This is a genomic window from Burkholderia guangdongensis, assembly GCF_013403875.1.
Classification (GTDB): Bacteria; Pseudomonadota; Gammaproteobacteria; order Burkholderiales; family Burkholderiaceae; genus Burkholderia; species Burkholderia guangdongensis.
The window spans coordinates 130,385-142,927 of the sequence record NZ_JACBNX010000013.1; the positions used below are offsets into that span (position 1 = coordinate 130,385).

Consider the following 12,543-nt stretch of genomic DNA (forward strand, 5'->3'; position numbering starts at 1 on the left):
ACATGGACGGCTATACGGACGCACGCGGTCCGGTCAATTACAACCTGGATTTGTCCGATCGGCGGGCAGGCGCGGTTGCGACGTATCTTCGGGCGCACGGGCTGCAGAGCCGTGCGTGGAATATACGTGGACACGGCACGGCGGACCCGATTTCCACCAACATATTTAGGAAAATTTATGAAAAAATATTCCGAGTTGAAGGTGGATCTTGCTGAATTGCAGTCCCGCATGGAAGCGGCGCGAGCGCAAGAGGTCAGGGATGCGATTTCAAAAATCAAGAGCTTGATTTCCGAGTTCGGCATTACGGCACAGGAGCTGGGATACGCTGAGCGGCCGAAACGTGGCCGACCGCCAAAGACATTCTGATTCGGTCAGGCGTTACCGCGGAGGTTTACTTTGTGCCATCCACGTCGAACCACGATAGCCCATCACGCGCCAGCATCGCGTCGGACGCCGGCGGGCCTGCCGTGCCGGCGGGATACAACTGCGGTGCCTGATCGATCGCGGCCCATCCGGACTGGATCGCATCGGTCCATGCCCACGCGGCCTCCAGCTCGTCCCGCCGCATGAAATGGGTCAGGCGACCTTGAATCACGTCGATCAGCAAGCGCTCGTAGGCCTCCGCGCGCCGTTCGGTGAAGGCCTGCGCAAGATCGAGGTCGAGGTCGACCGGCAGCGATCGCATGCCGGAGCCGGGTTCCTTGGCGAGGATCTGCAACCGGATCGATTCTTCCGGCTGCAGCGTGATGATCAGCCGGTTGGCCGACACGCCGGTGTCGCGCGGCATGATGGAGAACGGCGCCTCGGCGAAGTCGATCACGATCTGGGACGTGCGCTTGTGCATGCGCTTGCCCGATCGGAGGTAGAACGGCACGCCGGACCATCGCCAGTTGTTGACCTGCGCGCGCACGGCGACGAAGGTTTCGGTGAGGCTGCCGTGCGCCACGCCCTGTTCGGCGGAATAAGGCCCGATCTCCGCTTCATCGGATTCGGCCCGCGCATACTGGCCGCGCACCGTGTATCGGGCGACGTCGTCGACGGACATGCGGTGCAACGAGCGCAGCACCTTCAGTTTTTCGTCGCGCACGTCATCCGGGTGCAGCGACACGGGCGGCTCCATCGCAACGATGCACAGGAGCTGCAGCAGATGATTCTGGATCATGTCGCGCAGCGCACCGGTGTGATCGTAGAAGCCCGCGCGGCTTTCCACGCCGACCGTTTCGGCCACAGTGATCTGCACGCTGCGGATGCTCGGCGCTTGCCAGATGGGCTGGAAAATCGGATTGCCGAAACGCAGCACCATCAGGTTCTGAACCGTTTCCTTGCCGAGGTAATGATCGATCCGGTAAGTCTGCGCTTCGGAGAAATACTTCGCGACGTCGTCGCTGATCGCGCGCGCGGAGGCCAGGTCGTGCCCGAGCGGTTTCTCGAGCACGATGCGCGCGTGCTCGTCGACCAGCCGCACGCTCGCCAGCGATTCGCAGATGGTCGTAAACAGCGACGCCGACGTCGCCAGATAGAAAATGCGTTGCGCCGGATGACGGGCGAGGTCGGCAAGGGCCCGGTAGTCGTCCGCGCACGTCGCGTCGATGCGCACATAGTCGAACCGCGCGAGAAACCGTGCCCATACGTCGTCCTGCAATGCGCGGGCGTCGATGAAAGGACGCACGTTGCACTCGACGTACGCGCGATAGTCGTCCAGGGACCACGCCTGCTTGCCCGTCGCGATGATGCGAATGTTCGCCGGCAGGCTGCCATGCAGCCACGCCATGTAAAGTGCCGGCAGAAGCTTGCGTATCGTCAGATCGCCCGCGCCTCCGAAGATCACGAGATCGACGGGAAGCGCTGGCGCGTGGTGGTCAGTGGCTGGCATGGCGGAATTGACGTGGCGAATTCAACGTGGCGAATTCAACGTGGCGAATTCAACGTGGCGAATTCAACGTGACGGATTTGACGTGACGGTTTCAAGCAGCGGCAAGCAATGCGGCGCCGATTGCGCCCGCGGCGTCGCCAAGCGATGACTGAACGATGTTCCTGTTCACCGCGAAACCGGCCGACCGGTCGAGCGACTCCTCGACGCCTTGCCGGTACAGCGGATAGAGGCGGGCGGCGCTGCCGCTGAGGACGGTGACGTCGGGGCCATACAGCATGATCAGCGTGCCGAGCCCGCGTCCGACATATCGGCCGTACCGGTGGAACAGCGCCTGAAGGGGCGGATTGCGCTGGCACTGCTCCTGGAAGAAGGGCAGATCGTGGCTCGCGTACGCGACGTCGGGCAGCACCTTCAGCAGTTCCTGCTGAAGCCAGCTTCGCGACGCGAGACTTTCCCAGCACCCCTGCAGCCCGCAATAGCAACGAATCGCATTGCCGAACACCGGAATATGGCCGCCTTCCGGGTGTGTTCCATTGGCAGCCCTGAACGGTTGCCCGTCGATCAGAAGGGACACGCCGACGCCGGTGCCGAGCGTCACCATCAGCATGCGCCTGCTGCCGGCGCCGGCGCCAAGATGAAACTCTCCGATCGCCGCCACGACCGCGTCGTTGTCGATGACGACGGGCACCTCGAGCAGCCGGGACATCTCGCTGACGAGCGGAAAGTGCGAAAACGCCGGCAGCGTGTCGGTGTTTTCGATCACGCCACGCGTCGAATCGACCGGCCCGCTCGCGCCGATGCCGAGCGACAGCAGCGTCCTACCGTCCGGCACCATCTGCCGGACGGCGTTCGCGAGTTCGAGCGTCCTGTCTTCCTGCGCGATCGAACTGAACAGCGCGGTCGGCAGGGTGCGCGACGCCAGTTCCGCGCCCTGATCAGCGACGACGATCCGCACACCGGTGCCGCCGAGGTCGATGCCGGCGCGCACGCCGTTTTCCGCTCGGCTGCTCATAGCGTCACCGTGACCTTTCTGCCGTAAAGAAACTCGCCCGGCACCAGTCCTTTCGCGCGGGCGATCGTGACCGTGAAGTGCTGCACGTAGAGAATGCCGGCAATGAGGCGCGCCACTTCGGGATGCGTTCCGGTCGGCAGGTGCCGGCTGCCCGCGTACGCTTTCGGGCCGATCGTGACGACTTCCGTGCCGTTCGACACCAGTTCCGCGGCAAGCGCTTCGAGCGTGACGTCCGTGCCGTCGCCGATCAGCAGCGCGATCATCCCCGGGCCGGACGTTTCGAGCGGACCGTGCCGGAACTCGCCGCCGAGGTAGCCTTCGGCCATGACCTTGCAGGCCTCCTTGAGGATCAGCGAGCCGGTCATCGCGGTCGCGCCGTCGGCGCCGATGCCGACGAGCGCAACGCGCGGCTCGCCATGCTCGAACGCGCGGCCGGTAATCGACTGCGCCGCGCGGCGGTCGTCGATCAGCGCCGCGAATTCGCCGCCGAGCTCGCGCAACGTCGAGACGAGCGACGCCTCATCGCGTCGCAACAGCGCGAACAGCACGCGGTATTGCGCAACGAGCGTATTGACGTAGCTCTTGGAGCTGACCGTCGCTTCCTGGCCGCTCTTCAGCGCAATCAGGATGTCGCACCGTTTCGCGAGCACGCTCTGCTCGTCGTTGGTCACGCCGATGATCGTGGCCGGCCGGCGCGCGCCATCGAGCTGATCGAGCAGCGTCACGATCTCGCCGCTCATGCCGGATTGCGACGTCATCCACAGCAGTGTCTTGCTGTTGATCAGTTGCGGAAAATCGAGCAGGCTGCCGGCGTCGACACGCCACACCGGGTAGCCGCGCGAAGCCAGGTCGCGCTCGATCGGAATCGTCGCGAAATCCGACGAGCCCATACCGGTCAGCACGATCCGCTCGTAGCGGGACAGATCGAGCTCATGCAGCGCCGCGGGCAGCGGGTGCGCGAGCTGATCGGCGAGCGCGGTCAGTTGATCGTCAATATCTTGCTCGTAAGGGCTCGGCTGGATAGGCGAAGACACGGCGGAACTCCCGGTATGAATTGGATACGTGCATGGTAACTGCACGAAAACGTGCAGTCAATGCACGAATTCGAGAGTAGGCGTGCGGGCAGGATGCGCGTCCGTCCGCTCCGCCTATCGGCTTTGCCCGTGATCGTGTGGTAACGTCGGCCCACTGACCGGCATCGCCCGATAGCGTGCAGCCATGGCATTCTCCGCATACATGCAGCAATTTTTTCATAAGACAAATGACCGCAACACAGCGACGCACACAGATTGTTGAGCTTTTGAGGGGGCGTGGCTACATCAACGCCAACGAGCTGTCGGAAATGTTCCTGGTGGACGGCTCGACGATCCGGCGGGATCTGTCGATCCTCGAGAAGACCGGCAAGATCATCCGGACGCACGGCGGCCTGCTGCCCGCGCAGGATGCGGCGTCGGGCGACACGCCGTACAACGTGCGCCGGAACCTGAATGTCCAGGAGAAAACGGCGATCGCGCTCGCGGCCCTGCGCGACATCGAGGATGGCCAGTCGATCATCCTGGACAACGGTTCGACGGTGTTTCAGCTGGCGGTGGCGCTGAAGGCGCGCAAGAACATCACGGTCATCACCAACGACCTGATGACCGCGATGCAGCTGTCGCAACACCCCAGCATCACGCTGCATGTCGCGGGCGGCGTGATGCTGAACAACGTCTATACGCTCGTCGGCCCGGACACGACCCGCAAGTTCGAGCATCTCCACGTGGACTGGGCCTTTCTCGGCGCGGAAGGCGTGCATTTTCAAGGCGGTATCACGAACATCAATACGGTCGAGATTCCGGTCAAGCAATCGATGATCGCCGCCGCCGAACGCACGGTCGTGCTGGCGGACAGCTCCAAAGTCGGCTATCAGGCACTGTCCCATGTCTGCGCGCTGAGCGCGATCGAGCGCGTCATCACCGACAATCGCCGACCGATCAAGAACGAAAGCAAGTATGGCGACAAGCTGCTGATCGTGGAGGCGTGAATCGCCGGCGTCGACGGTGCACGAAACCGGGCATCCGTGTAAATCCCTAGGCGGCTGGGCGATAGCCTTCCCGCACACATCTTCCGGGCGGCGCGGGCCGCCCCGCATGCCATGCCGATATTGGCTTCCGCGCTCCCGAGCGCATGCGGGAATCCTTCTTCCGGTGCGGGTGGCATGGTCCGGATCGTCCGCGCGGATCACCGGATTTCCCGGTGATGCACGTATTTGAGACTTGACTGCACGTTTTCGTGCATTGATACTTCGCTCACAATTTGAGGCGTGAGCGGGCGAACCGCGGCCTCATGACCCGTAGAGTGAGGAGATATCGATGAGCAGGGACTATCCGGATTCGGGGGGCGCGCGCGGCCTTCAGCGTAATTCCGTCGGGCTGCCGACCGTTCTGATGCAGAGCATCGCGCAGATCGCACCCGCGGTCGGCGTGTTGACGACCATCGCTTTCAATACGCAGCAAGCCGGCCTCGGCGCGCCGTCGACCTACATCGCGGCCTTCATCATCGGCCTCGTGGTCGCGATATCGCTGGCCCAGCTCGGCAAGCATCTGCCGTCGGCGGGCGGCTTCTACACGTATGTGAGCGCGACCGTCGGGCCGCGCAGCGGGTTCATGGTCGGCTGGCTGTACTCGTGGATCGTCGCGCTGATCCCCGGCGGGCTCGCGTCGTACACCGGCTATGTGCTGCAGACCGAATTGAGCCAGAACTATGGCATCAATGTGCCGTGGCAGGCGATCACCTGCGTCATCCTGCTGATCGTCGGCTATACGGGTTACAAGGGCATCAGGACGTCGGGCAAGATGCTCACGGTGCTGTCGATCGTCGAGATGCTGATCGTCGCCGCGCTCGCGTTGTCCGGATTGCTTTCCCCCGGCCCCGGCGGGATCACGGTTGCCGGTTTCAACCCGGCCAGCAGCACCACGTCGCACGGATTCTTCCTGGCCGTCGTGCTGTCGATCTTCGCGTTCACGGGATGGGAAGGCGCGGCGGCGGTCGCGGAAGAGGCGCGCAATCCGCGCAAGGTCATTCCGCAGGCCATCATCGGTTCGATCATCCTGCTCGGCATCTACTACGTGTTCTGCGCGTGGGGCATTCAGATCGGCTGGGGTACCCAGCATCTCGACGCGCTGGCGAACGCAAAGGAGAATCCGGCCTTCATCGTCGCGCATCGGCTGTGGGGCCATGGCTGGCTGCTGGTGTTGCTGGCGCTGCTGAATTCGGGGATCGCGGTCTGCATCGCCTGCACGGTCGACTCGACGCGCAACTGGTATGCGATGGCACGGGCGGAAGCCATGCCGGCCTGGCTGAACCGTATCCACCCGGTGCATCGCACGCCGCACACGGCGGTCATCGCCCAGACGGTTCTGGCCATGATCGTCGGCGTGGTGGGCGGTTCGCTGATTCAGCCCGATCAATCGTTCTTCATGCTGGGCACGCTGGCGACGATCATCTACGTGTATGTGTACCTGATGGGCAATATCGGTGTCGCGAAGTTTTTCCTGACGACCGCCCGTCGTGAACTGAACGTGCTGATTCATCTCGTCTTTCCGGTCATCTCGACCGTCGCGCTCGGCTACGTGCTGTACTACTCGCTCGTGCCGCTGCCGGATCCGCCGGTCAGCTATGCGCCGATCGTGTTCGGCATCCTGCTGGTCATCGGGCTGCTGATGCTGTGGCGTCTCGAGCGCAGCGGGCGGACCACCTGGCGCACGCTGTCCCGATATGTCGTCGACAGTGGCACGCAGGCGACGCATACGGAACCTTCGGCGATTCGCCATCAGGACGGCATGCTTGCCGATTGAAACATGAGCAACAGAACTCGAGAGTTTGATTACGTGATCGTTGGTGCGGGCTCCGCCGGCTGCGTGCTGGCGAACCGGCTGACGGAAGACCCCGCGGTCGAAGTGTGTCTGATCGAGGCCGGCCCGAGCGACAAAAGCATTTTCATCCGGATGCCGGCCGCGCTGACGTTCCCGATCGAAAGCGATGTCTTCAACTGGAAATTCGAAAGCGAGCCGGAGCCGGAACTGCATGGGCGCGTGATCGGCCAGGCGCGAGGGCGTTGTCTCGGCGGCAGCTCGTCGATCAACGGGATGGTGTACGTGCGGGGCAGCGAGAAGGACTACGACGCATGGCGCGATCTCGGCGTGAAAGGCTGGGATTTCGACGCGTGCCTGCCGTTCTTCCGCAAGATGGAGAGCTTCGAAGGCGGGCGCGATCCCCGTCGTGGCGGCACGGGGCCGTTGTCGGTGGTGCGCAGTCAGGCCGACCATCCGCTGTACCGGTCGTTCTTGCGCGCGGGCGCGGAATTCGGGCTGCGTGATGCGGGCGACTACAACAGCGGCGATCAGGAAGGCGTGCACGTCACCCAGGCCACGATTCGGGACGGCGTGCGGTGCAGCACGAGCCTCGCTTACCTGAGCCCGGCGCTGAAACGCCCGAACCTGACGGTGATGACGAATTGCCTTGTCGAGAACATCACGTTCGAAGGTCGCGTCGCGACGGGCGTCAGCCTTTCCCGGCAGGGCGGGAAGATGCAGATTCGCGCGGCTCGCGAAGTCGTCCTGTGTGCCGGGACGATCGGTTCGCCGCACCTGTTGATGCTCTCGGGCATCGGCGACCGCGCACACCTCGGCGAGCACGGGATCGCGTCTCGCGTGCATTTGCCGGGCGTCGGCGCCGATCTTCAGGATCACGTGGTCGCGCCGTTGCGATTCCGTTCGTCCGAGGGCGTATCGATCTGCCGCCAGCTGAGCACGCTCGGCCGCGTGAAGCTCGGTATCGAATGGTCGTTGTTCAAGACCGGGCTCGGCGCGACCAACTTCTTTGAAGTCGGCGCGTTTTTCAAGAGCAGCGATGCCGTCGATTACTTCAACATGCAGCACGAGTTCCTGCCGTTTCTCGCCGATTTTCAGTCCGGCAAGGTGACGATATCCGACGGCTTCCAATATTTCGTGAGCCAGATGCGGCCCTATAGCCGCGGCAGCGTGTCGTTGAAGTCCGCGAATCCCGCTCACAAGCCGATGATCCGTTTCAACTATCTCACCGACGGGCGGGACACCGCGGAAATGGTCGACGGCATCCGCAAGACGCTCGACATGGTCGCCCAGCCCGCATGGGCGCGATATCGCGGTGAGGCGGTCGATACCCCATCGCTGAACGACTCCGATGCGGACATCGCGGCGTGGCTCAAGACCGTCGCCAACACCGAGCATCATCCGACCAGCACCTGCCGGATGGGCGCCGACGAACGCGCCGTCACCGACGACGTGGGGCGCGTGCACGAGCTCGACCGGTTGCGCATCGTCGATGGATCGATCCTGCCTCGCGTGCCGTCGGCGAACATCAATGCACCGATCATCATGGCAGCGGAGAAGATCGCCGCGACGATGACGATATAACCGCGATCCGGCTCGTGACGAACGAGCCGGATCATAATGCGCCGGCATGCGGTCACAAGAATGAATGAATCCTCCCGGGGCACGGAAGTTGATTAGTTATCCAAACAAACAAGGGGTGGTCAAGATGAAGAAACTCGCTATTTCCATGATGTCGGTCGGGCTGTGCGGATGGGCACTGCACGCGCACGCGCAGAGTTCCGTCACGCTGTACGGCATCGTCGACGCCGGCGTGGCCTATGTCCACAATAGCGGCGGCGCGAGCACGCAGATCAGGTTTTCGAGCAGCAACCTGTCCGGCTCGGAGTGGGGGCTGAAGGGGCAGGAGGATCTTGGGGGCGGGCTCGCGGCGGTCTTCACGCTGGAAAACGGCTTCGACATGGGATCCGGCCAGCTTCAGCCGAGCGGCCGCATGTTCGGCCGGCAGGCGTTCGTCGGCGTGACCGGCGCGCGCATCGGCACGCTCACGCTGGGGCGGCAGTACGATCCCGTCACCGACGTGGTTCAGCCGCTGACCGGCGATCAGTTCAGCGGCACGTTCGCGCCGCCGGGCGACTTCGACAACTATGACGACAGCGCGCGCTTCAACAATGCGGTGAAATGGGTCAGCCCGACCTGGGCCGGATTCACTGGCGAGCTCATGTACGCGTTTGGCGGGGTGGCCGGCGCGACCGGATCCGGCGCGGCGTATTCCGGCGCGCTCGGCTATGTCAACGGTCCGCTGTCGCTCGGGGCGGGCGTCACGCACCTGGACAACGGGAATGCCGCAGCATCGGCCCGCGGCACGTCGGCGGCCGATTCGCTGTTCAACAGTTCGGTCAATGCCGCCTATGCGACGGCGAGATCCGTCACGATCGCCCGTGCGGGCGGGCAGGTCGTGTTGGGACCCGTCACGACCGGCGCGGCATACAGCTTCACCGAATACGCGGCGGATGCGTCTTCTTCGTTCAACCGGTCGGAGAAGTTCAACAACGCGTCGCTGTTCGCGCTCTGGCAGATCACGCCGGCGGTGCAGGCGATCGCGGGATACAACTACACCGCCTCGAGCGGCGATTCGTCCGCGAAATACCATCAGTTCAATCTGGGCGTCGACTACTCGCTGTCCAAGCGCACGGACGTCTATGCAATGGCGGGTTACACCCATGCGAGTGGCCAGAACGGGCAGGGGGCCGCGCAGGCGGTGGTCGGATCGTACGACATCGATGCGGGAAGAAATTCTCAGGCGCTCGCCATCGTGGGACTTCGCCAGAAATTCTGACTTCGTCGCGGTACCACTTTGCGCCGGAATGCGTACTGAAAGCTGCCAGGAGTAGTATTCGCGGACTCGACGCATCGCGTCCCGTACTGACTTTCTGAAGGCATGAAATGGAAACGTATATCATTTTGGGCGTGGGATTCGGCCTGGGCTTGTTGATTGCCCTCTGGGGAATCTGGTCGCTCAGGTAACGCAAGCAGGGTGGTTCCGCGAAAGCATTTCGTATGCAAGCGCGCGGGAAATGATTGGGGGGACGGTGAAATCCTCTGTTGACCGCTACGGGCCTGTCGCCCAATTCTTTCACTGGCTGGTCGCCATGCTTGTGCTGGCGGCGTTCATCTACGGCCCGGGTGGACCTGAACAGCGCGTCTACGCGTCCGGGCACGAGGTGGGGCGGCAAATCCACGAAACCCTGGGATTGTGCGTATTCGCGAGCACCGCCATGCGCTTGCTATGGCGGGCGGTCGATGCGCGACCGGTCGCGCCGCTGACCTCGAAATGGATGACCGTCGCCGCGACGGTCGTCCAGTGGGCGCTCTATATGCTTCTTCTGGCGCTGCCGCTGACGGCGATTGCCGGCGCGTGGCTCGAAGGGCATCCTCTGACGCTGGTCGCCGGCATTCAAATCGGCTCTCCCGTCGCGCCTTCGCATGACGTGGGCGCCGCCATCGCATCGGTTCACGGCTGGCTGGGCGACGCGATCATGTGGCTCGCCGGACTTCACGCGCTCGCCGGCCTGTACCATCATTTCGTGCTCGAAGACGATGTCCTCGCGTCGATGCTGCCAGGCTGGTTATCCGTGAGACGATCGTCGAGACTGGATCGTTGACCACGCGATCGGCCGTGGCGCATGACGGGATGCGGTGCTGAAACTTTCGCGGACCCCGGATTCCCGGAGATAATCGAGCGGAAGCAATCGACTTGAGAAGCGGAGAGCGGATGGACAAGCAAGGTTTCACCACGGGCATCGTTCACGGCGACAGAATCGCGGGCACCGAGCACGGCGACGTGCGCCAGCCGATTCATACGTCCGTGCAATATGGTTTCGAGCGCGTCGAGGATCTGATCGGCGTGTTCCAGGGCACGAAGAAGGGCGGCTTCAATTACGCGCGGCAGGGCACGCCCACCACGGCCGCGCTCGAGCGCAAGATCACGAGCCTGGAAGGCGGTGTCGGCACGATCTGCTTCGGCACCGGCATGGCCGCGATCACGGCGACGTTTCTCACGCTGTTGCGCGCGGGCGATCATCTCGTCTCGAGCCGTTACGTGTTCGGCAACACCAACAGCCTGTTCGGCACGCTGCGCACGCTCGGTGTCGACGTCACGACCGTCGATGCAGGCGACGTCGAGGACGTGAAGCGCGCGATCCGGCCGAATACGCGGATGGTGTTCGTCGAAACCATCGCCAATCCGGGCACGCAGATTCCCGACTTGCAGCCCATCGGCGACGTGTGCCGCGAGCGCGGCATCGCGTATGTCGTCGACAACACGATTACGTCACCCGCGTTGTTCAAGCCGAAGGCGGTGGGCGCGAGCCTCGTCATCAACTCGCTGACGAAGACGATCGCGGGCCATGGCGCCGCGCTCGGCGGCGCGGTGACGGATACGGGCCTGTTCGACTGGAGCGCGTACCCGAACATCGCCGATGACTATCGGCGTTCGACGGCGAAGGAGCAGGGGCTGCTGCAGATCCGCAAGAAGGGCCTGCGCGACATGGGCGCGGCATTGTCGTCCGAGCAGGCGCATTCCATCGCGATGGGCGCGGAAACGCTCGCGCTGCGCGTGAAGCAGAGCAGCGACAACGCGCTCGCGCTCGCGCAGTTTCTGGAAGGACACCCGGCCGTCGGCAAGGTGTTCTATCCCGGCCTGAAGAGCCATCCGCAATACGAGATCGCGCAAGCGCTGTTCAAGGGCGCGTCGTGGTTGCTGTCGTTCGAATTGCTCAACGCGGAGCGCATGATCGACGTCGTCAACGCGCTCGAGCTGCCGATCAAGGCGACCGGCCTCGGCGACACGCGCACGCTGATCATTCCCGTTGCACCGACGATCTTTTTCGAAGCCGGCCCGGAAACGCGCAAGGCGATGGGCATTTCCGACGGCATGCTGCGGCTGTCGGCGGGCATCGAGGATATCGACGACCTGATCGCGGACTTCTCGCAAGCGCTGAAGCTTGCCGCGTAACGTTCCGGTCGTCGTGATCGCGAGCGAGGCCGGCGCACCGGCCTCGCGTTACGTTACATCGATGAATCATTTCGCCGTTTACTGCGTATCACCGCGTATCGTCGCGCGACGTTCTTGGCGAAGCGTATCGATAACGCAAGTCTCCCACTCCCTCCAACCCGCCTGCGGACGGGCCTGAGCGGCCGTCGCCGCACTTTCCCCCGATGTTTCGCCGCGTCGCCTGCGGCCCGCTGGTACGGTTCCTGCTCCAGCTCACACGAGCCTCCGCACCCACCCGACGGTGCGGACACGAGCAACCGCCCGAGCGCATTCAGCACACCGCTCGCCCCCCGGAATGGAGCAAAACATGGCTGCGGTCCCGAATCAGATCGATGCGCAATTCCAGGCGTTCCTGAGCAAGCTGCTCAACCAGCCGCAGCCGGTCTGGGGCGAGAAGCAGCAGATGGAGCTCGACATGGCGCGCGATCTGTCGATCGAAATGACGAAGCTCGCCGAGCGCCTGCGCGAGAACGCCGCGGACGTCGCCAGCACGCTGCTGCTGCTCCGATACTCGAAGGTGCTCGAATTCATCATGTCGTCGCTCGCGGCGCAGCGGGAAATCAATCCGCGTACGCTGCGGACGATCTTCAAGCTCACGCGCATCAAGGTCGACGACGCGTATCCGGACTGATCGCGCCCATAGCAGACGTAAAGCAGACGAAACACCGGGAAGCACGAAAAACCCACCGCGGCGCATCGCCCGGTGGGTTTCGTTTTTGCATCATTTGCCGTCGCCGGCGTCGATCTGTTC

General features: G+C 63.6%; 12 protein-coding genes. 9 read left to right on the forward strand and 3 right to left on the reverse strand.

All coding sequences use genetic code 11. The annotated features are described in order from the left end of the window. Positions 1–2: 2 nt before the first annotated feature. Both HZI36_RS14275 and HZI36_RS14280 read left to right on the forward strand, forming a co-directional pair. Positions 3–215, forward strand: coding sequence for an OmpA family protein (locus tag HZI36_RS14275; RefSeq protein WP_246327076.1), 213 nt, complete (start codon positions 3–5; stop codon positions 213–215). Then, positions 178–366 (forward strand): H-NS family nucleoid-associated regulatory protein, encoded by a 189-nt coding sequence (locus tag HZI36_RS14280; RefSeq protein ID WP_179403291.1) that lies wholly within the window; start codon positions 178–180, stop codon positions 364–366. The genes HZI36_RS14275 and HZI36_RS14280 overlap by 38 nt, the downstream gene beginning before the upstream one ends. Before the next feature lie 25 nt (positions 367–391). On the opposite strand, the gene zwf is transcribed toward HZI36_RS14280, so the two are convergent. The 3 genes from zwf to HZI36_RS14295 all read right to left on the reverse strand — a co-directional run bounded on the left by zwf (position 392) and on the right by HZI36_RS14295 (position 3,919). After that, positions 392–1,873, reverse strand: coding sequence for a glucose-6-phosphate dehydrogenase (zwf, locus tag HZI36_RS14285; RefSeq protein ID WP_179403292.1), 1,482 nt, complete (start codon positions 1,871–1,873; stop codon positions 392–394). Positions 1,874–1,964: 91 nt separating this feature from the next. Continuing rightward, positions 1,965–2,885 (reverse strand): ROK family protein, encoded by a 921-nt coding sequence (locus HZI36_RS14290; RefSeq protein WP_179403293.1) that lies wholly within the window; start codon positions 2,883–2,885, stop codon positions 1,965–1,967. Beyond that, positions 2,882–3,919: an SIS domain-containing protein gene (locus tag HZI36_RS14295; protein WP_218883910.1), complete on the reverse strand. Its 1,038-nt coding sequence runs from the start codon at positions 3,917–3,919 to the stop codon at positions 2,882–2,884. Before HZI36_RS14295 ends, HZI36_RS14290 begins: the two co-directional genes overlap by 4 nt. 227 nt (positions 3,920–4,146) lie before the next feature. On the opposite strand from HZI36_RS14295, the gene HZI36_RS14300 reads away from it, so the two are divergent. The 7 genes from HZI36_RS14300 (at position 4,147) to HZI36_RS14330 (ending at position 12,423) form a co-directional block, all read left to right on the forward strand. Then, on the forward strand, positions 4,147–4,908 hold the full coding sequence (locus tag HZI36_RS14300; RefSeq protein WP_179403294.1) for a DeoR/GlpR family DNA-binding transcription regulator: 762 nt from the start codon (positions 4,147–4,149) through the stop codon (positions 4,906–4,908). Positions 4,909–5,236: 328 nt separating this feature from the next. Then, positions 5,237–6,721: an APC family permease gene (locus HZI36_RS14305; protein ID WP_179403295.1), complete on the forward strand. Its 1,485-nt coding sequence runs from the start codon at positions 5,237–5,239 to the stop codon at positions 6,719–6,721. A 3-nt stretch (positions 6,722–6,724) separates the two neighbouring features. After that, positions 6,725–8,320 (forward strand): GMC family oxidoreductase, encoded by a 1,596-nt coding sequence (locus HZI36_RS14310; RefSeq protein WP_179403296.1) that lies wholly within the window; start codon positions 6,725–6,727, stop codon positions 8,318–8,320. Positions 8,321–8,444: 124 nt separating this feature from the next. Next, positions 8,445–9,575, forward strand: a complete 1,131-nt coding sequence (locus tag HZI36_RS14315) for a porin (protein ID WP_179403297.1) — start codon at positions 8,445–8,447, stop codon at positions 9,573–9,575. Between the two features lie 253 nt (positions 9,576–9,828). Further along, entirely contained in the window at positions 9,829–10,401 is a 573-nt protein-coding gene (locus HZI36_RS14320) for a cytochrome b (RefSeq protein WP_343050182.1), read from the forward strand. A gap of 110 nt (positions 10,402–10,511) precedes the next feature. Further along, the gene (locus HZI36_RS14325; RefSeq protein WP_179403299.1) at positions 10,512–11,753 is read left to right on the forward strand and encodes a cystathionine gamma-synthase family protein; all 1,242 of its coding nucleotides are present in this window, start codon (positions 10,512–10,514) and stop codon (positions 11,751–11,753) included. A gap of 346 nt (positions 11,754–12,099) precedes the next feature. After that, on the forward strand, positions 12,100–12,423 hold the full coding sequence (locus HZI36_RS14330) for a DNA-binding protein (protein WP_179403300.1): 324 nt from the start codon (positions 12,100–12,102) through the stop codon (positions 12,421–12,423). Positions 12,424–12,543: the final 120 nt, after the last annotated feature.

Coding starts and splice junctions, on each gene's coding strand:
- HZI36_RS14275 (WP_246327076.1), top strand. CDS start 3: ATGGACGGCTATACGGACGCACGCGGTCCGGTCAATTACAACCTGGAT.
- HZI36_RS14280 (WP_179403291.1), top strand. CDS start 178: ATGAAAAAATATTCCGAGTTGAAGGTGGATCTTGCTGAATTGCAGTCC.
- zwf (WP_179403292.1), bottom strand. CDS start 1,873: ATGCCAGCCACTGACCACCACGCGCCAGCGCTTCCCGTCGATCTCGTG.
- HZI36_RS14290 (WP_179403293.1), bottom strand. CDS start 2,885: ATGAGCAGCCGAGCGGAAAACGGCGTGCGCGCCGGCATCGACCTCGGC.
- HZI36_RS14300 (WP_179403294.1), top strand. CDS start 4,147: ATGACCGCAACACAGCGACGCACACAGATTGTTGAGCTTTTGAGGGGG.
- HZI36_RS14305 (WP_179403295.1), top strand. CDS start 5,237: ATGAGCAGGGACTATCCGGATTCGGGGGGCGCGCGCGGCCTTCAGCGT.
- HZI36_RS14310 (WP_179403296.1), top strand. CDS start 6,725: ATGAGCAACAGAACTCGAGAGTTTGATTACGTGATCGTTGGTGCGGGC.
- HZI36_RS14315 (WP_179403297.1), top strand. CDS start 8,445: ATGAAGAAACTCGCTATTTCCATGATGTCGGTCGGGCTGTGCGGATGG.
- HZI36_RS14325 (WP_179403299.1), top strand. CDS start 10,512: ATGGACAAGCAAGGTTTCACCACGGGCATCGTTCACGGCGACAGAATC.
- HZI36_RS14330 (WP_179403300.1), top strand. CDS start 12,100: ATGGCTGCGGTCCCGAATCAGATCGATGCGCAATTCCAGGCGTTCCTG.